The organism is Streptomyces sp. NPDC039480 (assembly GCF_055597165.1).
Genome location: NZ_JBVITX010000011.1, coordinates 313,267 through 336,455, shown reverse-complemented (window position 1 = coordinate 336,455; position 23,189 = coordinate 313,267). Strand labels below are relative to the sequence as shown.

Below are 23,189 nucleotides of genomic sequence, written 5' to 3'. Positions count from 1 at the left end.
TCCCCCGCCGCCGCCCGGTCGGGGGGCCGAACGGGTGATGGCACACACGCCGAGGCCCCGCCTCCCGCGCGCTGCGGGAGACGGGGCCTCAAAGACGTACAACAAAGACGTACGACGGAACGTACGACCTGGTCAGGCGCCCATCATGTGCACGCCGCCGTCGACGTGGATGATCTCGCCGGTGGTCTTCGGGAAGAAGTCCGAGAGCAGGGCGACGATGCCGCGGCCCGCGGGCTCCGGGTCGGCCATGTCCCAGTTCAGCGGGGAGCGGGTGTCCCAGACCTTCGCGAGGTCCGAGAAGCCCGGGATGGACTTCGCGGCCATGGAGCCGAGCGGGCCCGCGGAGATCAGGTTGCAGCGGATGTCGCGGGAGCCGAGGTCACGCGCGAGGTAGCGGCTGGTGGCCTCAAGGGCGGCCTTGGCCGGGCCCATCCAGTCGTACTGCGGCCAGGCGAACTGCGCGTCGAAGGTCAGACCGACGACCGAGCCGCCCTCCTCCGGCATGAGCGGCAGGCAGGCCATGGTCAGCGACTTCAGGGAGTACGCCGACACGTGCATGGCCGTGGCCACCGACTCGAACGGCGTGTTCAGGAAGTTGCCGCCGAGGGCGTCCTGCGGGGCGAAGCCGATGGAGTGGACGACGCCGTCCAGGCCGCCGAGCTCCTCGCGGACGATGCCCTCGAGGCGGTCCAGGTGCTCCTGGTTGGTCACGTCGAGCTCGATGACCTTGGCGGACTTGGGGAGCTTCTTGGCGATGCGCTCGGTCAGGGTGGGCCGCGGGAAGGCGGTCAGGATGACCTCCGCGCCCTGCTCCTGAGCGACCTTCGCCGCGTGGAAGGCGATGGAGGACTCCATCAGCACACCCGTGATGAGGATGCGCTTGCCGTCGAGAATTCCGCTCATGTGATCAGTGACCCATGCCCAATCCGCCGTCAACGGGGATGACGGCTCCAGTGATGTACGAGGCGTCGTCGGACGCGAGGAACTTCACCGCGGCGGCGATCTCCTCGGGCTGCGCGTAACGGCCGAGCGGCACCTGAGAGACGATGCCCTCGCGCTGCTCGTCCGTCAGCACCTTGGTCATGTCGGTGTCGACAAAACCGGGGGCGACGACGTTGAAGGTGAGGTTGCGCGAACCGAGCTCGCGGGCGAGCGAGCGGGCAAAACCGACCAGACCCGCCTTGGAGGCGGCGTAGTTCGCCTGCCCCGCGCCACCCAGCAGGCCGACGACGGAGGAGATGAGGACGACGCGGCCCTTCTTGGCGCGCAGCATGCCGCGGTTGGCACGCTTGACGACGCGGAAGGTGCCGGTGAGGTTGGTGTCGAGGACGGACGTGAAGTCGTCCTCGGACATGCGCATCAGGAGCTGGTCCTTGGTGATGCCGGCGTTGGCGACCAGGACCTCGACGTTCCCGTGCTTCTCCTCGATCTCCTTGTAGGCCTGCTCCACCTGCTCGGCGTCGGTGATGTCGCACTTGACGGCGAGGACACCGGCGTCGGTGAGGACCTTCGGCGGCTCGCCCGAGCGGTAGGTGATCGCGACCTTGTCGCCGGCCTCGGCGAAGGCGCTGGCGATGGCGAGGCCGATGCCCCGGTTTCCTCCGGTGACGAGAACCGAGCGGCTCAACGGATCACCCTTTCGATAGCGGTCTGGTACCTCGAAAACCTATCGGTACCTCCCGCGATACGGAGAATCGACGACCGACAGTGGCTCGGAGGAGTCACTGTCGGGTCCCTACAGAAAAACCTGGCCCTCGAGCCGGGGTGCGCGACATGATCGGACCTGACCGGTGCCGACAACAGGGAGACATCCGTGCCCCATTCCATCGATGAAGCCTTCACGGCGCTGCCGCTGCGGGCTCTCGCCGACGCCGCGCTCGCCCGTGCGCGGGCGCTGGGCGCCGACCACGCGGACTTCCGCCTGGAGCGGGTGCGCAGCGCGTCCTGGCAGCTGCGCGACGCCAGGCCGTCCGGCACCTCCGACTCGACGGACCTCGGGTACGCGGTCCGTGTGGTGCACGGCGGCACGTGGGGCTTCGCCTCGGGTGTGGACATGACGATGGACGCGGCGGCGCGGGTCGCGTCGCGGGCCGTGGCGATGGCCAAGCTGTCGGCGCAGGTCATCAAGGCCGCCGGGTCCGACGAGCGAGTGGAGCTCGCGGACGAGCCCGTGCACGAGGACAGGACGTGGGTGTCCTCGTACGAGATCGATCCGTTCTCCGTGCCCGACGAGGAGAAGGCGGGGCTGCTCGCCGACTGGAGCGCGCGGCTGCTCGCCGCCGACGGGGTCGCGCACGTCGACGCCTCGCTGCTCGCCGTGCACGAGAACAAGTTCTACGCGGATACGGCGGGGACGGTGACCACGCAGCAGCGCGTGCGGCTGCACCCGCAGCTGACCGCGGTGGCCGTGGACGGGGCGACCGGCGAGTTCGACTCGATGCGGACGATCGCGCCGCCGGTCGGGCGGGGCTGGGAGTACCTCACGGGGACCGGCTGGGACTGGCAGGGCGAGCTGGAGCGCATCCCCGAGCAATTGGCGGAGAAGATGCGGGCGCCGAGCGTCCGGGCGGGTTCGTACGACCTCGTCGTCGACCCGTCCAACCTCTGGCTGACGATCCACGAGTCCATCGGCCACGCCACCGAGCTGGACCGCGCGCTCGGCTACGAGGCGGCGTACGCGGGCACGTCGTTCGCCACCTTCGACCAGCTCGGCAAGCTCGCGTACGGCTCGTCGCTGATGAACGTGACGGGTGACAGGACCGCCGAGCACGGGCTCGCGACCGTCGGGTACGACGACGAGGGCGTGGCCGCGCAGTCCTGGGACCTGGTCAAGGACGGCACGCTGGTCGGCTACCAGCTGGACCGGCGGATCGCGAGGCTCACCGGCTTCGAGCGGTCCAACGGCTGCGCGTACGCCGACTCCCCCGGCCATGTGCCGGTGCAGCGCATGGCGAACGTGTCGCTCCAGCCGGACCCGGGCGGGCTCTCCACGGAGGACCTGATCGCGGGTGTCGACCGCGGCATCTACGTGGTCGGCGACCGGTCGTGGTCCATTGACATGCAAAGGTACAACTTTCAATTTACCGGGCAGCGCTTCTACAAGATCGAGAACGGGCGGCTCGCCGGGCAGCTGCGGGACGTCGCCTACCAGGCCACGACCACCGACTTCTGGGGCTCGATGGCCGCGGTCGGCGGCCCGCAGACGTACGTCCTCGGTGGCGCCTTCAACTGCGGCAAGGCCCAGCCCGGCCAGGTCGCCGCGGTGTCGCACGGCTGCCCGTCCGCCCTCTTCCGGGGCGTGAACATTCTGAACACCACGCAGGAGGCCGGTCGATGAGCCGCAGCGCCACCAAGCCGCACGAGATCGTCGAGCGCGCCCTCGAACTGTCCACCGCCGACGGCTGCGTCGTGATCGCCGACGAGGAGTCGACGGCGAACCTGCGCTGGGCGGGCAACGCCCTGACCACCAACGGCGTCACCCGAGGCCGCACCCTCACCGTCATCGCGACCGTCGACGGCAAGGAGGGCACCGCCTCCGGCGTCATGACGCGCTCGGCCGTGACCGCCGACGACCTGGAGCCGCTGGTGCGGGCCGCCGAGGAGGCGGCGCGCGGGGCGGCCCCCGCCGAGGACGCGCAGCCGCTGGTGACCGGCACCGCCGCGTCCCCCGATTTCACCGAGGCGCCCGTGGAGACCACGTCCGCGGTCTTCGCGGACTTCGCTCCCGCGCTCGGTGAGGCGTTCGCACGGGCCCGCGCGGGCGGTCGCGAGCTGTACGGCTTCGCGAACCACGAGTTCGTGTCGAGCTATCTCGGCACGTCGACGGGGCTGCGGCTGCGGCACGACCAGCCCAACGGCACGCTGGAGCTGAACGCCAAGTCGCCGGACCGCACCAAGTCGGCGTGGGCGGGGCGGTCGACCCGTGACTTCAAGGACGTCGACCCGGCGGAGCTCGACGCGGAGCTCGCGCAGCGCCTCGGCTGGGCCCGGCGGCGCGTCGACCTGCCCGCCGGGCGGTACGAGACGCTGCTGCCGCCGACCGCCGTCGCGGACCTGCTGATCTACCAGTACTGGTCGTCGTCGGCCCGCGACGCCGCCGAGGGCCGCACGGTGTTCTCCCAGCCGGGCGGCGCCACGCGCCTCGGCGAACGCGTCACCGAGCTGCCGCTGACGCTGCGCAGCGACCCGTACGAGCCGGGTCTGGAGTCGGCGCCCTTCGTGCTCGCGCACTCCTCGGGCGGTGACGCCTCCGTCTTCGACAACGGTCTGCCGCTGGCCGCCACCGACTGGATCCGCGCCGGTGAGCTCGCTCACCTCACGACCAGCCGGCACAGCGCGGGCCTGACCGGGCTGCCGGTGACGCCGGCCGTCGACAACCTCGTCCTTGACGGGGGCGGCGACCGCTCGCTGGACGAGATGGTCGCGGCCACCGAGCGCGGGCTGCTGCTGACCTGCCTCTGGTACATCCGCGAGGTGGACCCGGCGACGCTGCTGCTCACGGGGCTGACCAGGGACGGTGTGTACCTCGTCGAGAACGGCGAGGTGGTGGGCGAGGTGAACAACTTCCGGTTCAACGAGTCGCCCGTGGGCCTCCTCGGCCGGGCGACCGAGGCGGGCCGCACGGAGAAGACGCTGCCGCGCGAGTGGGGCGACTACTTCACCCGGGCCGCGATGCCCGCGCTGCGCGTCCCGGATTTCAATATGAGTTCGGTCAGCCAGGGCGTATAACCTCGGGGACTGCACTCAGTGCGTCCCATCAGCACTCAGTGCATCCCATCAGCGAAATCCAAGGAGACGCGAGACCCGTGACGGACATCGTCGACGAGCTGAAGTGGCGGGGGCTTTTCGCCCTGTCCACCGATGAAGACGCACTGCGCAAGGCGCTCGCGGACGGTCCCGTCACGTTCTATTGCGGCTTCGACCCGACCGCGGCGAGCCTGCACGTGGGACACCTCGTACAGGTCCTCACCGTCCGGCGGCTCCAGCAGGCGGGGCACCGTCCGCTGGCGCTCGTCGGAGGCGCCACGGGCCAGATCGGCGACCCGCGGCCGACCGCCGAGCGCACCCTGAACGACCCGGAGACGGTCGCGAACTGGGTGGCCCGGCTGCGCTCGCAGATCGAGCCGTACCTGTCCTTCGAGGGCGAGAACGCCGCGACGATGGTCAACAACCTCGACTGGACCGCGGGCATGTCCGCGATCGAGTTCCTGCGCGACATCGGCAAGCACTTCCGGGTGAACAAGATGCTGACCAAGGACTCCGTGGCCCGCCGCCTGGAGTCCCAGGAAGGCATCTCGTACACGGAGTTCAGCTACCAGCTCCTCCAGGGCATGGACTTCCTGGAGCTCTACCGGCGGTACGGCTGCACGCTCCAGACCGGCGGCAGCGACCAGTGGGGCAACCTCACGGCGGGCATCGACCTGATCCACCGCCTGGAGCCGGACGCCGCGGTGCACGCCATGGGCACGCCGCTGATGCTCAAGTCGGACGGCACCAAGTTCGGCAAGTCCGAGGGCGGCGCGGTCTGGCTCGACCCGGCGCTGACCACGCCGTACGCGTTCTACCAGTTCTGGCTGAACACGGACGACCGGGACATCTCGACGTACACGCGGATCCTGTCCTTCAAGTCCCGCGAGGAGATCGAGGAGATCGAGAAGCAGACCGAGGAGCGGCCGCAGGCGCGCGCCGCGCAGCGTGCGCTCGCCGAGGAGCTGACCACGCTGGTGCACGGCGCGGACCAGTGCGCCGCGGTCATCGCCGCGTCCAAGGCGCTCTTCGGCCAGGGCGAGCTCGCGGAGCTGGACGAGGCGACGCTGGCCGCGGCCCTCTCCGAGCTGCCGCGCGTCGAGGTCGCCGAGCTCGGTCCGGTCGTGGACCTGCTCGCCGAGGTCGGTCTGGTGGCGAGCAAGTCCGCCGCCCGGCGCACGGTGAAGGAGGGCGGGGCCTACGTGAACAACGTGAAGGTCACCGCCGAGGACGCCGTGCCGGCCCGCGAGGATCTGCTGCACGGGCGGTGGCTGGTCCTGCGCCGCGGCAAGAAGAACCTGGCCGCGGTGGAGGTCACGGCGGGCTGACCCGCCCGCACCACGCCCGCATGCCCGCACCACGCGAGCGCGAGAGGGGCCGGTCCGCGTGGACCGGCCCCTCCGTGTGCGGCTAAGCCCGCCGTTTGTTGCCGCGGAGCATCGTGTACGCCGCGTCACCGAGGCCGACGACCACGAGAGCCGCGACCAGCTGGAGCGCGTGCCGGCCCCAGTCGATGCCCTTGGTCTCGTTGATGCCGAACTGAGTCGCGAGCCAGTTGCCCAGAACGGCTCCGATGATGCCGAACACCGTGGTCAGCCAGAGAGGACTGTGCTGCTTCCCGGGGAGGATCGCCTTGGCAATCAGCCCCAGCACGAAACCCACGATGATGGCCCACAACCAGCCCATAGCTGCCTCCTAGTCGGCTCAGATGAGCATTACGGCCAGTCTCGACCCGTCCGCCATACGGCGCATGTCGGGCTCGGCCATACGTGGCGCGGCGCAGGAGGGGCACCGGGATGAGGCCCGCCCCGGTCTCGTAGGCTGCGCAGCCGCGGCGTAACGTTGAGGGGCCGGACCGGGGCAGGTACCGCGGAGAGTCCGGCACAGCGGACAGGGCGGTGGAATGTGATGCGGAAGCAGAGCAGCGGCCAGGTCTTCCGGATCACGGGGGCCCGGCAGGGTCTCGCGGAGGACGTGCGCGGCAGGCAGCGACGGTATGTGATCTCGATGTCGGTCCGTACGGTGTCGGTGGTGGCCGCCGCCGTGCTGTGGAACGTCGAGCGGCACGTCGCGCTCGTCGCACTGGTGCTCGGAATTCTCCTGCCGTACATCTCCGTCGTGATCGCCAACGCGGGGCGGGAGTCGCCGCCTTCACTGCCGTCGACGTTCGTGCCCGCCCCATCTCGGCCAATGCTCGCGCCGCCCGTCGCGGCGGCCGCCGCGGAATCCGTCCCGGAAGATCCCCTGGGCCCCGCGCACGACCAGCGGCGCGGTGCCGCGCACGAGCCGAACTGACCGTCGACGTTGCGCCAAGCTCAAGAAAAGCTCAGATCAATCGTGTAGTTCCGGTGCCGGTCCGCGGGTCCCCCATGACATACTTCGTACGCGCTCCGCATCCCCCGTCGGAGCGACAGACCGACGCCGGGCAGCTCCCCCCGTGGCTGCTCGGCGTCGCCTTGTTTGCAGCACTTGGATGCGACTGTGAGTGACGAAAACCCGATCTGTTCCGCCAAGGGCTGCCGCGTCTCAGCGGTCTGGGTACTGGCCTGGAACAACCCCAAGATTCACACCCCGGAGCGCCGCAAGACGTGGCTCGCGTGCGAGGAGCACCGCGAACACCTCGCCCAGTTCCTCGGCGTACGCGGCATGCTGAAGGATGTCGTACCGCTCGACGAGTGGCAGGCGCGCGAGGGCGCCGACGGGGGCAGCTAGCCGCCGATCGCGGACATCGGGCGGTCCGGCTGGAGGAAGGACGGGTCGTCCAGGCCCGAGCCGGCCTTCTTGCCCCACATCGCTAGCTTCCATATGTCGGCGATCGCGTCGTCCGAGCCGTCCGCCGTGTCTTCGGGGGCGGCGCGCAGGGCCGCGCGGAGGTCCGTTTCCTCCGTGGCGAAGAGGCAGGTGCGCACCTGGCCGTCGGCCGTCAGCCGGGTGCGGTCGCAGGCCGAGCAGAACGGGCGGGTGACGGAGGCGATGACGCCGACGCGGTGCGGGCCGCCGTCCACGAGCCAGCGCTCGGCGGGTGCGGAACCGCGCTCCCCCGAGCCCTCTTCGGTGAGCTCGAAGCGGGTGCGCAGGGACTCCAGGATGTCACCCGCGGTGATCATGCCGTCGCGCTTCCAGCCGTGCTGGGCGTCGAGGGGCATCTGCTCGATGAAGCGGAGCTCGTAGTCGTTCTCGACGGCCCAGGCGAGGAGGTCGGGGGCCTCGTCGTCGTTCAGCCCGGGCATCAGGACGGTGTTGACCTTGACCGGGGTGAGGCCGGCGTCGCGGGCCGCTTCGAGGCCTTCGAGGACGTCCTTGTGGCGGTCGCGCCGGGTGAGCGTCTTGAAGACGTCGGGGCGCAGGGTGTCCAGGGAGACATTGACCCGGTCGAGGCCGGCGGCCTTGAGGGCCTTGGCGGTGCGCTTGAGGCCGATGCCGTTCGTCGTCAGGGACATCTTCGGGCGGGGCTCAAGCTGGGCGCAGCGCTCGACGATGCCGACGAGGCCGGGGCGGAGCAGGGGCTCGCCGCCGGTGAAGCGGACCTCGGTGATGCCGAGCTTGGTGACGGCGATGCGGATGAGGCGGACGATCTCGTCGTCGGTGAGCAGGTCCGGCTTGGCCAGCCACTGCAGGCCCTCTTCCGGCATGCAGTAGGTGCACCGCAGATTGCAGCGGTCTGTCAGCGATACGCGCAGGTCAGTGGCTACGCGGCCAAACGTGTCGATGAGCACTGCGGCCCCCTCCCCGGCGGTCGGTTACTGATGGGCCCCATGGGTCCCACTGCCTTCGACCTTACGCGACACCTCTGACAACGCCATGGGCCATTTGCCACGAGGAACGGTACGGCCGCGTCGTAGGACTCTACGACGCGGCCGCTACGAACGTGTGAACAAACGCCCGTCAGTGGGCGCCGACGCCGGTGAGGGACTTGACCTCCAGCTCGGCGTACTTGCCCTTGTCCGGCTCCTCCTTGGAGAGGAGCGAGCCGAGCCAGCCGAGCAGGAAGCCCAGCGGGATGGAGATCAGGCCCGGGTTCTCCAGCGGGAAGAAGTCGAAGTTCGCGTCGGGGAACATCGAGCTGGGCTTGCCCGAGACGACCGGTGAGAACAGCACAAGGCCGACGGCGGCGACGAGCCCTCCGTAGATCGACCAGAGCGCGCCCTGCGTGGTGAACCTCTTCCAGAAGAGGCTGTAGAGGATCGTCGGCAGGTTCGCGGAGGCGGCGACCGCGAAGGCGAGGGCGACGAGGCCCGCCACGTTCAGATCGCGGGCCAGGGCCCCGAGCGCGATGGAGACGATGCCGATGAAGACGGTCGACCAGCGGGCCGCCTTCATCTCCTCCTTCTCGGTGGCCTTGCCCTTGCGGATGACGTTCGCGTAGATGTCGTGTGCGAAGGAGGACGACGAGGCGAGGGTGAGGCCCGCGACGACCGCGAGGATCGTGGCGAAGGCGACCGCGGAGATCACGGCGAGCAGGATCGCGCCGCCGGTCGAGTCGCCACCGCCGCCGATCTCCAGGGCGGCGAGCGGTGCCGCAGTGTTGCCCGCCTTGTTCGAGGCGATGATCTCGCCGGGCTTGAGCAGGGCGGCGGCGCCGAAGCCGAGGACGATGGTCATCAGGTAGAACGCGCCGATGATGCCGATCGCCCAGTTCACGGACTTACGGGCGGCCTTGGACGTGGGCACGGTGTAGAAACGGATCAGGATGTGCGGCAGGCCGGCGGTGCCGAGGACCAGGGCGATGCCGAGCGAGATGAAGTCCAGCTTCGAGGTGCCGGAGACGCCGTACTTGAGGCCCGGCTCCAGGAAGGCCGAGCCCTTGCCGCTGTTGGAGGCGGCCGTGCCGAGCAGGTCGGAGACGTTGAAGTTGAACTTCAGGAGGATCAGGAAGGTGATGAGGACGGTGCCGGTGATGAGCAGGACGGCCTTGACCATCTGCACCCAGGTGGTGCCCTTCATGCCGCCGATGGTGACGTAGACGATCATCAGGACGCCGACCAGGGCGACGATGAGGACCTTGCCCGCGTCGCTGGTGATGCCGAGCAGCAGCGAGACCAGGACGCCCGCGCCCGCCATCTGCGCGAGCAGGTAGAAGATCGAGACGACGATCGTGGAGGTGCCCGCGGCGGTGCGGACCGGGCGCTGGCGCATGCGGTACGCGAGGACGTCGCCCATCGTGTAGCGCCCGGAGTTGCGCAGCGGCTCGGCGACCAGGAGGAGCGCCACGAGCCAGGCGACCAGGAACCCGATGGAGTAGAGGAAGCCGTCGTATCCGAAGAGGGCGATGGCGCCGGCGATGCCGAGGAAGGAGGCGGCGGACATGTAGTCGCCGGAGATCGCCAGGCCGTTCTGGAAGCCGGTGAACTGGCGGCCGCCCGCGTAGAAGTCGGCGGCGCTCTTGGTCTGCCGGCCGGCCCACACGGTGATGAAGAGGGTGGCGACGACGAAGGCGGCGAAGAGGCTGATGATCAGCGGCCGGTGCTCGGAGGCGTCGGACGCGGCCGCCAGGTCGATGACGGCGGTGTGCGCGGGGCTCATGCGTCGCCCTCCGTGCGGGTCTCCATGCGGGACTCCATGCGGGACTTGATCCTCTCGGCCTTCGGGTCGAGCTGCGCCGCCGCGTGGCGCGAGTAGAACCAGGCGATGAGGAAGGTGGTCAGGAACTGCCCGAGGCCGAGGATGAGGGCCACGTTGATGTTGCCGAAGAGCTTGGTGCCCATGAAGTCGCCCGCGTAGTTGGAGAGCAGGACGTACACGAGGTACCAGGCGATGAAGGCGATGGTGAGCGGAAAGGCGAACGAGCGGTGCGAGCGGCGCAGTTCACCGAATTCCGAGCTCCCCTGCACCTCGATGAACTCCTCCGTGGAGGGCGCGTGGGGAGCGGGTTCTTTTCCTGCGCCACCCTTCGAAGGGGGCGGTGCGTCGGTGGCCACGGAGTCTCCTCGTGGTGCGGGTGGGGTGGGGACGGACAGTTGTTCCATGGGTTCTCTGGCCTCACGTCCGGCGTGACGCGGATCACGTGAGCCACGGATGGCGATGCTAAGGCCACGGGACGTGATCCGACAGGGGTTGATGTTGCTTCCGTTGTCTGCTCAACGTCGCCGGGCGGCGCACGACGCGCCCCTGCTGCCCGGTTTCTGCCGGAACGCAGCCGGAAGACGGTCAGAAGGCGGCCAGGAGGCATTGCTGGCCTGGGAGTTCGGGGGATAGCTTCACCCTGCACGCCCGTCATGTACCTGCCCGAGCACCAGCTGTGTTCGGGCAGTTCCGTATCCGGATGATGTGGAGATCCCATGGCTCATCTGCGTTCAAGACGTCGTACGGCGCTCACCGTGCCGCTCGGCCTCGCGCTCGCCGCCTCGGTCGGCTTCGTGCCCGGCGCCGCGACCGCGGCCCCGAACGAGTCCCCCGCCCCCGTGTCGGCGCAGACCGCGAAGGACGCCCCCGTCTTCGCGTACGTCGTCAACACCCGCACGGACCGCAAGACGCTCGCGTACGTCAAGAAGGCGATAGCCAGGGCCGGCGGCTCCGTCGTTGTCACGCACGAGAAGATCGGCGTCATCGTCGTCCACTCGACGGACCAGGACTTCGGCAGACGAATACGCGACGTGCGCGGCGTCCAGTCCGCGGGCGCGACCCACACCGCGCCGCTGAAGTCGGCCGCCACCACGGACGACGGCAAGGCGAAGGTGCTGTCCGCCGCCGAGGCCAAGGCCCTGAAGAAGAGCGCTGCTCCGGGCACCGAGCCGATGGAAGCCGACCAGTGGGACCTGCGGGCGATCGGCGCCGACAAGGCCGCGAAGATCAACCCGGGCAGCAAGAAGGTCACCGTCGCCGTGATCGACACCGGCGTCGACGACACCCACCCGGACCTCGCCCCCAACTTCTCGGCCGCGCAGTCCGCGAGCTGTGTCGGCGGCAGGCTCGACACCTCGCCCGGGGCCTGGCGTCCGGCGAAGAAGGAGCACTACCACGGCACGCACGTGGCCGGTGAGATCGGCGCCGCGCGCAACGGCGTGGGCGTCGCGGGTGTGGCGCCCGGCGTGAAGATCGCGGGCATCAAGGTGGCCGACCCGGTCGACGAGCTGTTCTACCCGGAGAACGTGGTCTGCGCCTTCGTGTTCGCCGCCGAGCACAGCGTCGAGATCACCAACAACAGCTACTACGTGGACCCGTGGCTGTACAACTGCAAGGACGACCCGGACCAGAAGGCGATCCTCGACGCGGTCAACCGCGCGCAGCTGTACGCGCAGAAGAAGGGCACCCTCAACGTCGCCTCCGCGGGCAACTCCAACCACGACCTGGACGCGGACGCGATCGTCGACGACTCCAGCCCGGACGACTCCACTCCGGTGACCCGCACCATCGACCCGCACGAGTGCCTCGACGTGCCGACCCAGCTGCCGGGCGTCGTCACGACCAGCGCGACGGGCGTCAAGAACCTCAAGTCGTCGTACTCCAGCTACGGCAAGGGCGTCGTCGACGTGACGGCCCCGGGCGGCGACCGGTACCAGCTGCCGACCGACACCCCGTCGAAGAACGGCAACATCCTCTCGACCATGCCGGGCGGCGAGTACGGCTGGCTGCGCGGCACGTCGATGGCGGCGCCGCACGCCTCGGGTGTCGCCGCGCTGATCAAGTCGACGCACCCCAAGGCGGGCCCGGCCGAGCTGCAGCGGATCCTGAAGAAGCAGGCCGACCGTCTGGAGTGCCCGACCACGCCGTACGACCCCGACGGCGACGGTGACGTCGACGCGGTCTGCGAGAGCGGTGGCGCGCACAAGAACGGCTTCTACGGCAGCGGGCTCGTCGACGCGCTCGACGCCGTGAAGAAGAAGTGACGGGGAGACTGAACGTGAGCGAGTCCACCAAGTCCTCCGGGTCCTCCAAATCCTCCAGGTCCTCCAAGGCCCACATATCCGCTGCCGCCTTCCTGCGCTCCCGCCGCGCGCTGGCCCTGCCGCTCGGCGTCGCGATGGTGTCGGCCGTCGCGTTCCTGCCGGGGACGGCGTCCGCGCGGCCCGCCGCGATACCGGACGCGCCGGCTTCGGCCACAGCGTCGGCTTCGGACGCCTCGTCCATGAGTTACGTCGTGAACGTCCGCCCCGGCAAGGGGAGTTCGGAGCGCGCCAAGAAGGCCATCGCGAAGGCCGGCGGCGACGTCGTCATCGCGTACGACAAGATCGGCGTCATCGTCGTCCACTCGGCGGACCCCGACTTCGCGAAGACGATCCGCAAGGTGAAGGGCGTCGACTCCGCGGGCGCGACGCGGACGGCCCCGCTGTCCGCCCAGTCGGACAACGCCCTCGAGTCGGAGCGGCCGCTGACCGCCGCGGAGGCGAAGGCGGCGGCCGGGAAGGCCTCGGCGGGCCAGGACGCGCTGGAGCCGCTGCAGTGGGACCTGCCCGCCATGAAGGCGGACAAGGCGCACGAGATCTCCCTCGGCAGCCGCAAGGTCACGGTCGGCGTGCTCGACTCCGGCGTCGACGACACGCACCCCGACATCGCGCCGAACTTCGACCGCGGGGCGTCGGCGAGCTGCCTGGGCGGCGTGCCCGTCCAGAAGGACAGCGCGTGGCGTCCGGTGGCCGGTGAGAGCGACCACGGCATGCATGTGGCGGGCACGGTCGCCGCCGCGAAGAACGGCACCGGTGTCACCGGCGTCGCGCCGGGCGTGAAGGTCGCGAGCCTGAAGGTGGCGGAGCCCAAGACCGGCATGTACTACACGGAGGCCGTGGTCTGCGGCTTCGTGTGGGCGGCCGACCATGGCGTCGACGTCACCAACAACAGCTATTACACCGACCCGTGGCTGTTCAACTGCACGACGGACGACGACCAGAAGGCGCTGGTCGACGCGGTCGGGCGGGCCGCGCGGTACGCGGAGCGCAAGGGCGCGGTGAACGTCGCGGCCGCGGGCAACTCGAAGACCGACCTCGCCCAGGACGAGATCATCGACAAGTCGAGCCCCAACGACACCACTCCGGTGCCGCGGACCATCAAGACCAAGGACTGCTTCGACCTCCCGTCGCAGCTTCCGGGGGTCGTGACGGTCTCCGCCACCGGTGCGAAGGGCATCAAGGCGTCGTACTCGAACTACGGCCACGGCGTCATCGACATCACGGCGCCGGGCGGCGACTCCACCAAGTACCAGGCGCCGAACCCGCCGGCCGTCGACGGCCGGATCCTGTCGACGCTGCCGGGCGGCAAGTTCGGCTACAAGGGCGGTACGTCGATGGCGTCGCCGCACGCCGCGGGCGTGGCCGCGCTGCTCAAGTCGACGCATCCGCACGCCTCGGCCAAGCGGATCAAGGAACTGCTCCACCGCCAGGCCGACCCGATGGCCTGCACCGACCCGTACGACTTCGACGGTGACGGCAAGGTGGACGCGGTCTGCGAGGGCAGCAGGAACAAGAACGGCTTCTACGGCGTGGGCATGGCCGACGCGCTGGACGCCGTGCGCAGGTAGCGGCACCTAAGTAGCACGCAACCAGCAGGCAGGTGGCACCACATCACCGCTTCGCGGTGGAGAGGGCCGGGCGACTCGTGAGCCGCCCGGCCCTCAGCACTCCGCTGGTCAGCAGGGCCTGAGCCGCCAGGTAGGTGAGCATGATCGCGAAGTCGGGCCTCGGCAGCTGCGGCCAGTCGGCGACGCCGGTCGCGATCAGGGTGTCCGAGAGCAGGAACAGCGCCCCGCCCGCGGCCGCCGTGACGCCGAGCGTGGTCGCGCCGAGCGCCATGGCGGTGAGCAGCAGGCTGTAGCCCGCGACGGGCCCGCGCATGTCGGCCGGCAGGTCCGGCCAGAGCAGCGCCACGGTGCCGGCGAGTGCGAGGGCGTACGCGGCCACGAGTACCGCACCCGGCACGCGGGGCGACCCGCCACCGCGCGCGTAACCGCCGGTGTCGCCGTACCGCTTGAAGAGCACGAGATAGCAGACGTGTCCGGCGGCGAAGGACCCCATCCCGGCGAGGAACGCGGGCTCGGCGTCGAAGAGCAGGAGGGTGTCGCCGCCCCAGCCGAAGAGGAGGGCGGCGATCAGCAGCGGGGGCCCCTTCCGTGTGGCGACGTACGCCGCGAGGAGAGGCATGAGCAGCGGCTTGAAGACGGCGTGGCCGGTGTCGGAGTCGGCGAGGAGCGCGACGAGGTCACCGAGCGCGGCGACGCCGAAGGCGCCGAGAAGCAGCCCCGACGGCGGCCGCCCCGTCACGCCGCCCGCTCCGGGACCGGCGCGTCGGAGGCGGTGGGCAGCGGCGCCGGGGACGCCTCGGGGGCCTGCGGCTGCCAGCCGGGACCGCGGAAGATCCGCCCGGCCCGCTCCCGCCAACCTGCCGCAGCCCGCAGGTCCTTGGCGATGGCGGCGTACTCGTGGGTCGCCACGCGCAGGGGGTTGTACGTGTCGATGTTCTTCGTCAGTCCGTACACGGGACGGTCGGTCTCGGCGACCCAGGAGCCGAAGAGCCGGTCCCAGACGATGAGGATGCCGCCGAAGTTGCGGTCCAGGTAGCCGCCCTGGGACGCGTGGTGCACGCGGTGGTGCGAGGGCGTGTTGAAGACGTACTCGATGGGGCGGGGCAGTTTCCCGATGCGCTCGGTGTGGATCCAGAACTGGTAGACCAGGTTGGCCGACGAGCAGAACGCGAGCGCCGCCGGGTGGACGCCGCAGGCGATGAGCGGCAGGTAGAACGGCCACACCGTGAGGCTCGTCCAGGGCTGGCGCAGTGCCGTCGTGAGGTTGAACTTGCGGCTGGAGTGGTGCACGACGTGGCAGGCCCACAGGATGCGGATGACGTGGTGGCCCCGGTGCGAGCAGTAGTAGAAGAAGTCCTGGGCGAGGAGCATCAGCGGGATGGTCCACCACAGGACGGGCACGCGCAGCGGTGTCAGCGCGTAGACGCCCGAGTAGATCGCGACGATCGGGATCTTCCACAGCAGGTCGAAGACGAGGCTGCCGAGCCCCATGGTGATGCTGGTGGCGGCGTCCTTCGTCTCGTACCCGGCGGCGTCCTCGTCGGGATGGATCCGGTGGCTCACGATCTCGACGACGGTGAGCAGCACGAAAGCCGGGATGGACCACAGCACGACATCGGGCAGGTTCGGGGACATGCGTGCACCGTAGAACGGCTGTCGGCCCACGACTAGGGGTTGTTACCGACAAGTATTACCGGCGGTACGGGAGCGGTTGTTGGTGATCCTCACCAAAGATCCGACTTCAAACGGCAGGGGGGCTCCCGGCCCCCCTGCTCGTCCGCTCACCAGACCCGTACCGACGCCCCCGCCGCGAACACAGGGCTCGTCGCGTCGGTCGGGGCCTCCTTGAGGGGTTCGTCCAGTTCTTCGACCGTGGGGCCCACGCGTGCGGCGATCCGGTCGAGGCGGTCCAGGTCGAAGCCGTAGACGCGGGCCGCGTTGCCGCCGACCATGGCCGCTATCTCTTCCCTGGGGAGGCCGGCGTAGGCGGTGCGGAGGCCTTCGCGCGAGTAGGGGTACGTGCCCTCGTCGTGCGGGTAGTCGCTGCCCCACATGATCTTGTCGAGGCCGATCCGCTCGCGCAGCGCCGCCTCGTGGGGGCGCATGAAGCTGGCGCCCACGAAACAGTTGTCGCGCCACACTTCGGAGGGGCCCTTGCCCATCGCGTCGGCGAGGCCCGCGCCGAACTTCGCCTCGGCCGTCCCCGCGCCGCCGGCCCGCCTCGCCGCCGCGACGAGCCGCCCGTGGTAGTAGTCCAGCATGTCGAGCACTCCGGGGACCCAGCCCGAGCCCTGCTCGGTGAGGACCAGCTTGAGGTCCGGGTGGCGGCGGAAGGCCCCGCCGAAGACGAGGTGCCACAGCGCGCGGTGCGAGAACCACGTCGTCTCGACCATGAAAACCGCGCGAGCGGCCGGCTCCTCGCCGAGCGGCGGCGAGGCCGAGCCCGCGTGGTGGTTGACCGGCACGCCCAGTTCGGCGCAGGCCGCCCAGATCGGGTCGTAGGTCGAGGAGTAGAGCTCGGGCAGGCCCGAGCCGGGTGGTGTGCCGGGCAGCATGAGGCCGCCCGTCAGGCCCGCGTCCACCGACCGGTGGATCTCCTCGACGGCCCGGTCGACGTCGTTCAGGAGGATCTGGAAGACGCCCGCCCTGCGTCCCGGGGCGGCGGCGCAGAAGTCCGCGAGCCAGCGGTTGTGGGCGCGCAGACCGGCCCAGCGCTGCTCGAACTCCTCCCGGGTCGGCGCGGGGGCCATCAGGGACGCCGAGGGGAAGAACGGCGGGATGGTGTTCGGGAAGACGACCTCGGCGACGATGCCGTCCGTCTCGAGCTCGGCGACGCGGCGGTCCGAGTTCCAGTTGCGGTCGGCGGTGTCCGCGAGGAGGTCCTCGTACGGATTGACGTAGGTGGCCGCCCACGCGTCGAACGCGTCGTGGTGGCGCGGCTCCAAGTAGGGCCGGTAGTCGAGGAGATCGGCGCCCGCGTGGCAGTCCGCGGAGATGACGGTGTAGCGGTCCCCGGTCATCGGGTCACCCCCAGAGTCGGGAAGTCGTGGTCGGTCAGCCAGTGGCGGCCCACCTCGCGCGAGCGCGCCCAGGATGCGGCCACGGCTTCCTGGTCGTCGGCCTGGCCGAGCTCGGCGGGTGTCGGGCCGATGCGGCGCGCCAGCGGCGCGAGCTTCTCCGTGTCGAAGCCGAAGACCTCCGCGGCGGCGAGGCCCAGCATGCGGCGGGTCTCCGCCACCGGGATGTCATGGAAGGTCTTCCGCAGCCACGCGCGCGTGTCGGGCCAGGTGCCCTCGGGGTGCGGAAAGTCGCTGCCCCAGAGGATGTTGTCGACGCCGATCTCGTACCGCTGGGCGAGCTCGCGGCGCTTGGTGTTGGTGGCGCAGACGAAGATCTGCCGGTCCAGGTACTCGTGCGGCGGGCGCTTCAGCTCCGCGAACGGGGAGAGCTTCTTTCCGCCGTGCGCGCCCAGGTAGAGACGGTCCATGAACCACAGCAGGTTCGGCAGCCACCAGCAGCCGGACTCCGCGACGCCGAACCGCAGCCCGGGATGGCGTTCGAAGACGCCGGACCAGAGCATGAACCACAGCGGCCGCGCGGGCCACCAGGTCACTTCGGAGACGTAGATCCCGAGGTGGTCCCCGTACTCGTGCCGGGGTGCCGCTCCGGAGTGGGTGACCACGGGCATCGCGCACTCGGCGGCCGCGGCCCACACGGGGTCGTAGCGCCGGTCGTGGTAGGGCGCCTTGTCGACCCACATGGAGGGGATCATCAGGGCGCCGAGCCCGGACTCCTTGGCGCGGCGCACCTCGGCGACGACGCGGTCGACCTCTCCGGTGATGGGCAGCAGGGCGACTCCGCAGTGCCGTTCGGGGTGCTCGGACACGAAGTCGGCAAGCCAGCGGTTGTGCGCCTGGGCGCCCGCCATGCCGAGCTCGGGATCCTGGTCTCCGGAGAGGCCGAGGCCCACTCCGAAGGGCGCGGCCGTCTGGCTGTCGACGGCGTCCGCGTCGGGGAAGACGACCTCGGCGGCCACTCCGTCGCCGTCGAGTTCCTTGAGGCGCTGCGCGCTGTCCCAGCCGCCGCGCAGGCCCTCTTCGTTGTCCTGGAACCACTTGGCGGCGAACGCGTCGTTGCGGATGCCGAGCCGGGTCGCCTCCTCGCGGCGGGCGCCGCGCTCGCCGAGGAAGGCGTCGAAGTCCCGGTGGAAGCGGCTGTCGAGGTAGGGCCGGTACTCCTCGGTGGGGAGTCCGGCGTGGCAGTCGGAGGAGATGATCAGGTACGGGTCCTGCGGATTCCGGTGACCCTGGTCGCTCATGGGTGGCGCTCCCTTCAGTCCAGGACGAAGTGCTCCAGGTAGGCCGGGTCGGACCGGTCGAGCATCGACCTCGACCGCGCCCGGATCTGCCGGTCGCTGTGCTCGCTCGCCGGGAGCAGCCAGAAGCGGCCTGCGGCGATGCCCTCGGCCACGAAGTCCGCGACCTCCTCGACGGGGGTGAACTCCACCTCCTCGCCCGCCTCCCGCATCGCGGCCTCCCACTGGTCGAGGCTGCGGTAAGGGGTCCTGCGGGGGCGGGACTTGGCGTACCGGTCGGGCCGGTTGCGGTGCGACTCCCACAGGCCGGTGCGGAGCATGTGGGGTCCGGGGAAGAGCACGGAGGCGCCCACGCGCGCGTGCTCCGCCTTCAGATGGGCGTACAGCGACTCGGTCATCGTCACCACGGCGGCCTTGGTGACGGCGTACACGGAGGCGGTGGGCAGCGGCGCGATGCCGCCGTCGCTGGAGGAGGTGTTGACGACGTGGCCCGGTTCGCCGCCGGCGATCATCCGGGGCACGAAGGCCTGGATGCCGTGGAAGACACCCCAGACGTTGACTTCGAAGGCCCACTTCCAGTCGTTCGGCTCGTGCTCCCACATGCGGCCCTCGGCGCCCGAGCCGACCCCCGCGTTGTTGCACAGCACATGGACGGCGCCGAACCTGTCGTACGCCTCGTCGGCGAGGGCGAGGACCTGGTCGCGCACCCCGACGTCGACCACGCGCGCGTGCACGGCCCTGCCGTCCTCGCGCAGCTCCGCCGCGGCCTTCTCCAGAGCGCCGGGCTCGACGTCCGCGAGGACCACCGTCAGGCCGTCCGCCGCGAACCGCCGCGCCATGGCGAGCCCGACGCCGCTCGCCGCGCCCGTGACGACGGCGACCTGCCCCGCACGCAGCTCCATCTCAGACGCTCCCCTCGGGCGGCCCGTCGAGGATCTGCGCCGGGTCGTCGTAGCGCTGGTGGATGTAGGGCAGCAGGGCCTGGGCGCTGACGCGCTCGACGACGCGGCCCCGCTGGTCGGTGGTCTTCTCGCCGATGGTGATCTCGACGAGCGCGCGCACCGGCAGATCGGCCACCGGGTCGTACATCGACTCGCGCAGGACGACGTCCCCGGTGACGGCCTCCAGCTTGCGGACCTTCTCGTTCCGTACGCAGTGCACGAGCACGGGGTCGGCGTCGAAGCCCGAACCGTCTACCGCGGGCAGGAACTTGAAGTAGAAGTCGGTCTTCCGCGTCGGCTCCGGCAGTGGCAGGGCGCCGCTGACCGCGCCGCGCACCTCCACGAACGCGATGCCGTGCCGGGCGAGCCGGGCCCGTACGACCAGGCCGTCGCGCTCGACCTCGACCTCGCCGAGCTTCTTCGGCTCGCCGAAGACCTCGCGGCCGCCGATCAGGGCCCGCTCGTGGGTCATCGGCATCACCAGCGGATACCAGCCGGCCACTCCCGCGTGCTCGGCTGCGACGGCGACGGAGCCCGCGCCCAGCGGGTAGCCCGGCAGGTCGACCTTGCTGATGTTCGCCCGCACCAGGGGCCGCCCGGTGGGCTTCAGCGGCGGCGGCAGAACCGCCGCGACCGTGTCCGGGTCGCTCTCCCAGACGGCCACCACGCCCGTGGACCAGATGTCGGGGAGCTTGGAGCTCGCGGTGCGCGAGGCGGCGATCTCCGCCTCGTCACGCGCCCCGTAGCGAATGCGTGCCATGTCGTACCACCCTTCGTCAGCGCGGACTCGGGCCCGCGGCCGGGACTTGCGGCGGTTCTGTAACACAGTTACAACAGGACTCGTGAAGGGTAAAGAGAAGTCCGGTGCGCATCTGGACCGGGAGCAGGTTCTCGACACGGCCGCGCGCCTCGTCAAGCGGCACGGCCCGCGCGCCCTGACGATGCGGGCGCTCGCCGCCGAGCTCGGCACCGCCGTCACCTCGATCTACTGGCACGTCGGCAACCGCGAGTCGCTCCTGGACGCCCTCGTCGAGCGCACCCTCGCCGACCTCGGCGAGGTCCGCGCCACCGGCCGCACCCCCGCGCAGCGCGTCGCCTCCGTGGCCCGCGCCCTGCGCCACCAGCTCCTCGACCACCCGCACCTCGTCGCGATGGTCCACGAACGGGGCCTGACGGAACGGATGTTCCTGCCCGCCCAGCGCGCCCTCGTCCACGAGGTCCACCGGGCGGGCCTGCGCGGCGTCCGCGCCGCCGAGGCCGTGCGCGCCGTCCAGGTCCACGTCGTCGGTCACGTCCTGGTCGAGCGCTACCGCGAACGCGCCCCCGAGCAGCACCCCGGCGAGGACGAGCTGTGGACGGCGCAGGCGGCCGAGCAGGACGGCGCGCTCGCCCGCGCGCTGGCCGGACCCGTCGACGCGGAGGCGCTCTTCGCCACCTCCGTCAGGGCTCTGGTGGCCGGGCTTCTCGGACCGGGGCCCTGACTGTCAGTCGCGGCCCGTATCCTCATGGACCATGCTCGAAGACCGCACGACCGCAGCGTCCGCAGTGCCCTGGCCGGCCGCGTATCCAACGGGATACGCGGTCGTCGACGTGGAGACCACCGGCCTGGCCCGCGACGACCGCATAGTGTCGGCCGCCGTCTACCGCGTGGACGCCCAGGGCGAGATCGAGGACCACTGGTACACGCTGGTCAACCCCCAGCGCGATCCCGGCCCGGTCTGGATCCACGGGCTCACCAGCGAGATGCTCGCGGACGCGCCGCTCTTCAAGGACATCGCCGAGGAGTTCGCGGGCCGCCTCGACGGCCGCGTCCTCGTCGCGCACAACGCGGTCTTCGACTGGTCGATGATCGCCCGGGAGTACGCGCGCGCGGAGCGCCTCGCCCCCGTGCGCCAACGCCTGTGCACCATCGCCCTCTCCAAGGAGCTGGCGCTCCCGCTGCCCAACCACAAGCTGGAGTCCCTGGCCGCGCACTTCGGCGTCGAGCAGCGCCACGCGCACAACGCCCTCGACGACGCCCGCGTGCTCGCCGAGGCGTTCCGCCCGAGCCTGCACGCCGCGGCGGGCGGCAATGTCCGTCTGCCGCTCCTGGAGTGCCGTCCGCTGACCGAGTGGTCCGACGGCGTGCCGCGCGTCGTGCGCCAGTCGACGGGGCCCGTGCCGTCCTCCTCGTACCGGCCGGGCAGTTGGCGCCCCTCGCGCAAGCGCCCGCCGTGCCCGTATCCGAACCCGGGGCGTTACGAACCGGGCAAACCACTCAAGCAGGGCATGCGGGTGGCGTTCTCCGGAGACACCTCCGTGGAGCGCGAACTCCTGGAGGACCGGGCGGTCGAGGCCGGGCTGCACATCGCGACGAGTGTGTCCCGCCTCACCAGCCTCCTCGTCACGAACGACCCGGATTCCGGCACCTCCAAGACCGTCAAGGCGCGCTCGTTCGGCACGCCGGTGATCGACGAGGCGGCCTTCGGACAGCTCCTCCAGGACGTGGCACCCGCCGCGGAGTCGTAACCGAGCAGGCGTCAGACGGGTGATTGCGGGCGACTCGCCCGCCGACCGCTCGCCCCGCACCGCCGCGGCGTCCCACCCTGTGGCGCATGGCACGTTGCGAGGTCTGCGGAAACGACTACGGCATGTCCTTTGAAGTGCACGCGCAGGGCGCGGTGCACGTCTTCGACTGCTTCTCCTGCGCCATCCACCGCATGGCGCCCATCTGCGAGCACTGCCGGTGCCGCATCATCGGCCAGGGCGTCGAGGTGGAGGGGCACTGGTACTGCGGCGCCCACTGCTCGCGCGCGGAGGGGCGGGTGGGCATCATCGACCGGGTCTGAACCGGGCCCGCCTCCGGGCGGGCACCGACCCCACCCCCGGGCAGGCACCCCACAGGCCTAGAGGTACGGTCGTGGGGTGTACCGCTTCCTCCTGACCCGGCAGTGGGTGATCCTCACCCTCATCGCCCTCGTCCTCATCCCCGTGATGGTCGAGCTGGGTTTCTGGCAGCTGCACCGTCACCAGAACCGGGTCGCGCAGAACCAGCGGGTCTCCGACGCGCTGGCCGCCGCCCCGGTCCCGGCGGAGAAGATCACCTCCCCCGGCCACGAGGTGCCCAAGAAGGACCTGTACCGCCGGGTGAGCGCCAAGGGGACGTACGACACGGAGCACGAGGTCGTCGTGCGGCGCCGCACCAACTCCGACGACGAGGTCGGCTTCCACGTCCTGACGCCCTTCGTCCTCGCGGACGGCAAGGTCCTGCTCGTCAACCGCGGCTGGATCCCGGCCGACGGACCGCAGACCGCCTTCCCCAGGATTCCCGCCCCGCCGAAGGGCGAGCTCACCATCACCGGCCGCCTGAAGGCCGACGAGACGTCCGCGGCCAGCGGCATCAAGAACGTCCGCGGCCTCCCGGACCGTCAGATCATGCTGATCAGCAGCGGGCAGCAGGCCGACAGCCTCGGCAAGCAGGTCCTCGGCGGTTACGTCGAGCAGACCTCGCCCGAGCCGGCCGACGGCTCCCCCGAACTGATCGGTGAGCCCGACCACAGCAGCATCGGCGCGCACATGGCGTACGCGGTCCAGTGGTGGCTGTTCGCCTCGGGCGTCCCCGTCGGCTGGGTGGTGCTGGTGCGCAGGGAGCGGCGCGACCGCGCGGCGGCCGCGGCGGCCCCCGCACCCGAGGCGGCACCGGCGAACGCCTGAGCCGGAACCCCGCGCGGCCACGTGGCACGAGGTCCGATTGACG

Annotated in this window: 23 protein-coding genes; 11 read left to right on the top strand and 12 right to left on the bottom strand. The window is 70.6% G+C overall.

Annotation, left to right across the window (positions count from 1 at the left end):
• Positions 1–132 precede the first annotated feature (132 nt).
• Together fabI and fabG are read right to left on the bottom strand one after the other, a co-directional pair.
• A complete protein-coding gene (fabI, locus tag ACZ56E_RS31395) occupies positions 133–903 on the bottom strand; it encodes an enoyl-ACP reductase FabI (RefSeq protein ID WP_471219294.1) in 771 nt (256 codons plus the stop codon).
• A 4-nt stretch (positions 904–907) separates the two neighbouring features.
• A complete protein-coding gene (fabG, locus tag ACZ56E_RS31390) occupies positions 908–1,627 on the bottom strand; it encodes a 3-oxoacyl-[acyl-carrier-protein] reductase (protein WP_468609371.1) in 720 nt (239 codons plus the stop codon).
• A gap of 186 nt (positions 1,628–1,813) precedes the next feature.
• On the opposite strand from fabG, the gene ACZ56E_RS31385 reads away from it, so the two are divergent.
• The 3 genes from ACZ56E_RS31385 to tyrS all read left to right on the top strand — a co-directional run bounded on the left by ACZ56E_RS31385 (position 1,814) and on the right by tyrS (position 6,074).
• Entirely contained in the window at positions 1,814–3,337 is a 1,524-nt protein-coding gene (locus ACZ56E_RS31385; protein ID WP_471219293.1) for a TldD/PmbA family protein, read from the top strand.
• A complete protein-coding gene (locus tag ACZ56E_RS31380) occupies positions 3,334–4,728 on the top strand; it encodes a metallopeptidase TldD-related protein (protein WP_471219292.1) in 1,395 nt (464 codons plus the stop codon). Before ACZ56E_RS31385 ends, ACZ56E_RS31380 begins: the two co-directional genes overlap by 4 nt.
• A gap of 77 nt (positions 4,729–4,805) precedes the next feature.
• Positions 4,806–6,074 (top strand): tyrosine--tRNA ligase, encoded by a 1,269-nt coding sequence (gene tyrS, locus ACZ56E_RS31375; RefSeq protein ID WP_471219290.1) that lies wholly within the window; start codon positions 4,806–4,808, stop codon positions 6,072–6,074.
• 82 nt (positions 6,075–6,156) lie between these two features.
• On the opposite strand, the gene ACZ56E_RS31370 is transcribed toward tyrS, so the two are convergent.
• Positions 6,157–6,432 (bottom strand): GlsB/YeaQ/YmgE family stress response membrane protein, encoded by a 276-nt coding sequence (locus ACZ56E_RS31370; protein WP_150183375.1) that lies wholly within the window; start codon positions 6,430–6,432, stop codon positions 6,157–6,159.
• Positions 6,433–6,654: 222 nt separating this feature from the next.
• Here ACZ56E_RS31370 and ACZ56E_RS31365 point away from each other — a divergent pair, with 222 nt between their 5' ends.
• Both ACZ56E_RS31365 and ACZ56E_RS31360 read left to right on the top strand, forming a co-directional pair.
• Positions 6,655–7,041 (top strand): DUF3099 domain-containing protein, encoded by a 387-nt coding sequence (locus tag ACZ56E_RS31365; RefSeq protein ID WP_471219289.1) that lies wholly within the window; start codon positions 6,655–6,657, stop codon positions 7,039–7,041.
• Between the two features lie 186 nt (positions 7,042–7,227).
• Positions 7,228–7,458, top strand: a complete 231-nt coding sequence (locus tag ACZ56E_RS31360; protein ID WP_471219288.1) for a hypothetical protein — start codon at positions 7,228–7,230, stop codon at positions 7,456–7,458.
• Here ACZ56E_RS31360 and moaA read toward each other — a convergent pair.
• From moaA to ACZ56E_RS31345, 3 genes are all read right to left on the bottom strand, one after another.
• Positions 7,455–8,462, bottom strand: coding sequence for a GTP 3',8-cyclase MoaA (gene moaA, locus ACZ56E_RS31355; RefSeq protein ID WP_471219286.1), 1,008 nt, complete (start codon positions 8,460–8,462; stop codon positions 7,455–7,457). The genes ACZ56E_RS31360 and moaA overlap by 4 nt on opposite strands.
• Positions 8,463–8,631: 169 nt before the next feature.
• A complete protein-coding gene (locus ACZ56E_RS31350) occupies positions 8,632–10,269 on the bottom strand; it encodes a solute symporter family protein (protein WP_471219284.1) in 1,638 nt (545 codons plus the stop codon).
• Positions 10,266–10,664, bottom strand: coding sequence for a DUF485 domain-containing protein (locus tag ACZ56E_RS31345; protein ID WP_468609387.1), 399 nt, complete (start codon positions 10,662–10,664; stop codon positions 10,266–10,268). The genes ACZ56E_RS31350 and ACZ56E_RS31345 overlap by 4 nt, the downstream gene beginning before the upstream one ends.
• A gap of 360 nt (positions 10,665–11,024) precedes the next feature.
• On the opposite strand from ACZ56E_RS31345, the gene ACZ56E_RS31340 reads away from it, so the two are divergent.
• The gene (locus ACZ56E_RS31340) at positions 11,025–12,572 is read left to right on the top strand and encodes a S8 family peptidase (protein WP_471219282.1); all 1,548 of its coding nucleotides are present in this window, start codon (positions 11,025–11,027) and stop codon (positions 12,570–12,572) included.
• Positions 12,573–12,706: 134 nt separating this feature from the next.
• Positions 12,707–14,197 (top strand): S8 family peptidase, encoded by a 1,491-nt coding sequence (locus ACZ56E_RS31335; protein ID WP_471219357.1) that lies wholly within the window; start codon positions 12,707–12,709, stop codon positions 14,195–14,197.
• 43 nt (positions 14,198–14,240) lie between these two features.
• Here the strand turns inward: ACZ56E_RS31335 and ACZ56E_RS31330 are convergent, their stop codons facing one another.
• The 6 genes from ACZ56E_RS31330 to ACZ56E_RS31305 form a co-directional block, all read right to left on the bottom strand.
• Positions 14,241–14,936: a lysoplasmalogenase gene (locus ACZ56E_RS31330; RefSeq protein ID WP_471219281.1), complete on the bottom strand. Its 696-nt coding sequence runs from the start codon at positions 14,934–14,936 to the stop codon at positions 14,241–14,243.
• Complete coding sequence (locus ACZ56E_RS31325) at positions 14,933–15,832, bottom strand: sterol desaturase family protein (protein ID WP_471219279.1); 900 nt, start codon at positions 15,830–15,832, stop codon at positions 14,933–14,935. The genes ACZ56E_RS31330 and ACZ56E_RS31325 overlap by 4 nt, the downstream gene beginning before the upstream one ends.
• A 146-nt stretch (positions 15,833–15,978) precedes the next feature.
• Positions 15,979–17,217 carry an amidohydrolase family protein gene (locus ACZ56E_RS31320; protein WP_471219277.1) on the bottom strand — a complete coding sequence of 413 codons (1,239 nt, stop codon included), beginning with the start codon at positions 17,215–17,217 and terminating at the stop codon, positions 15,979–15,981.
• Complete coding sequence (locus tag ACZ56E_RS31315) at positions 17,214–18,515, bottom strand: amidohydrolase family protein (RefSeq protein WP_471219275.1); 1,302 nt, start codon at positions 18,513–18,515, stop codon at positions 17,214–17,216. The genes ACZ56E_RS31320 and ACZ56E_RS31315 overlap by 4 nt, the downstream gene beginning before the upstream one ends.
• Before the next feature lie 14 nt (positions 18,516–18,529).
• Entirely contained in the window at positions 18,530–19,414 is an 885-nt protein-coding gene (locus ACZ56E_RS31310) for an SDR family NAD(P)-dependent oxidoreductase (RefSeq protein ID WP_471219274.1), read from the bottom strand.
• A 1-nt stretch (position 19,415) separates the two neighbouring features.
• Positions 19,416–20,213 (bottom strand): acetoacetate decarboxylase family protein, encoded by a 798-nt coding sequence (locus tag ACZ56E_RS31305; RefSeq protein WP_468609400.1) that lies wholly within the window; start codon positions 20,211–20,213, stop codon positions 19,416–19,418.
• A gap of 82 nt (positions 20,214–20,295) precedes the next feature.
• On the opposite strand from ACZ56E_RS31305, the gene ACZ56E_RS31300 reads away from it, so the two are divergent.
• The 4 genes from ACZ56E_RS31300 (at position 20,296) to ACZ56E_RS31285 (ending at position 23,146) form a co-directional block, all read left to right on the top strand.
• Positions 20,296–20,934: a TetR/AcrR family transcriptional regulator gene (locus ACZ56E_RS31300; protein WP_471219271.1), complete on the top strand. Its 639-nt coding sequence runs from the start codon at positions 20,296–20,298 to the stop codon at positions 20,932–20,934.
• 31 nt (positions 20,935–20,965) lie between these two features.
• Positions 20,966–21,961 (top strand): DEDDh family exonuclease, encoded by a 996-nt coding sequence (locus tag ACZ56E_RS31295; protein WP_471219270.1) that lies wholly within the window; start codon positions 20,966–20,968, stop codon positions 21,959–21,961.
• 86 nt (positions 21,962–22,047) lie between these two features.
• Positions 22,048–22,281 carry a hypothetical protein gene (locus ACZ56E_RS31290; RefSeq protein WP_468609406.1) on the top strand — a complete coding sequence of 78 codons (234 nt, stop codon included), beginning with the start codon at positions 22,048–22,050 and terminating at the stop codon, positions 22,279–22,281.
• A gap of 76 nt (positions 22,282–22,357) precedes the next feature.
• Positions 22,358–23,146, top strand: a complete 789-nt coding sequence (locus ACZ56E_RS31285; protein WP_471219268.1) for an SURF1 family cytochrome oxidase biogenesis protein — start codon at positions 22,358–22,360, stop codon at positions 23,144–23,146.
• Positions 23,147–23,189 lie beyond the last annotated feature (43 nt).

What these genes read in the sequence shown, in the direction of transcription:
- fabI (WP_471219294.1), bottom strand. Translation starts at nt 903, where the DNA reads ATGAGCGGAATTCTCGACGGCAAGCGCATCCTCATCACGGGTGTGCTG.
- ACZ56E_RS31380 (WP_471219292.1), top strand. Translation starts at nt 3,334, where the DNA reads ATGAGCCGCAGCGCCACCAAGCCGCACGAGATCGTCGAGCGCGCCCTC.
- ACZ56E_RS31370 (WP_150183375.1), bottom strand. Translation starts at nt 6,432, where the DNA reads ATGGGCTGGTTGTGGGCCATCATCGTGGGTTTCGTGCTGGGGCTGATT.
- ACZ56E_RS31365 (WP_471219289.1), top strand. Translation starts at nt 6,655, where the DNA reads ATGCGGAAGCAGAGCAGCGGCCAGGTCTTCCGGATCACGGGGGCCCGG.
- ACZ56E_RS31350 (WP_471219284.1), bottom strand. Translation starts at nt 10,269, where the DNA reads ATGAGCCCCGCGCACACCGCCGTCATCGACCTGGCGGCCGCGTCCGAC.
- ACZ56E_RS31340 (WP_471219282.1), top strand. Translation starts at nt 11,025, where the DNA reads ATGGCTCATCTGCGTTCAAGACGTCGTACGGCGCTCACCGTGCCGCTC.
- ACZ56E_RS31335 (WP_471219357.1), top strand. Translation starts at nt 12,707, where the DNA reads ATGGTGTCGGCCGTCGCGTTCCTGCCGGGGACGGCGTCCGCGCGGCCC.
- ACZ56E_RS31325 (WP_471219279.1), bottom strand. Translation starts at nt 15,832, where the DNA reads ATGTCCCCGAACCTGCCCGATGTCGTGCTGTGGTCCATCCCGGCTTTC.
- ACZ56E_RS31320 (WP_471219277.1), bottom strand. Translation starts at nt 17,217, where the DNA reads ATGACCGGGGACCGCTACACCGTCATCTCCGCGGACTGCCACGCGGGC.
- ACZ56E_RS31315 (WP_471219275.1), bottom strand. Translation starts at nt 18,515, where the DNA reads ATGAGCGACCAGGGTCACCGGAATCCGCAGGACCCGTACCTGATCATC.
- ACZ56E_RS31310 (WP_471219274.1), bottom strand. Translation starts at nt 19,414, where the DNA reads ATGGAGCTGCGTGCGGGGCAGGTCGCCGTCGTCACGGGCGCGGCGAGC.
- ACZ56E_RS31305 (WP_468609400.1), bottom strand. Translation starts at nt 20,213, where the DNA reads ATGGCACGCATTCGCTACGGGGCGCGTGACGAGGCGGAGATCGCCGCC.
- ACZ56E_RS31295 (WP_471219270.1), top strand. Translation starts at nt 20,966, where the DNA reads ATGCTCGAAGACCGCACGACCGCAGCGTCCGCAGTGCCCTGGCCGGCC.
- ACZ56E_RS31290 (WP_468609406.1), top strand. Translation starts at nt 22,048, where the DNA reads ATGGCACGTTGCGAGGTCTGCGGAAACGACTACGGCATGTCCTTTGAA.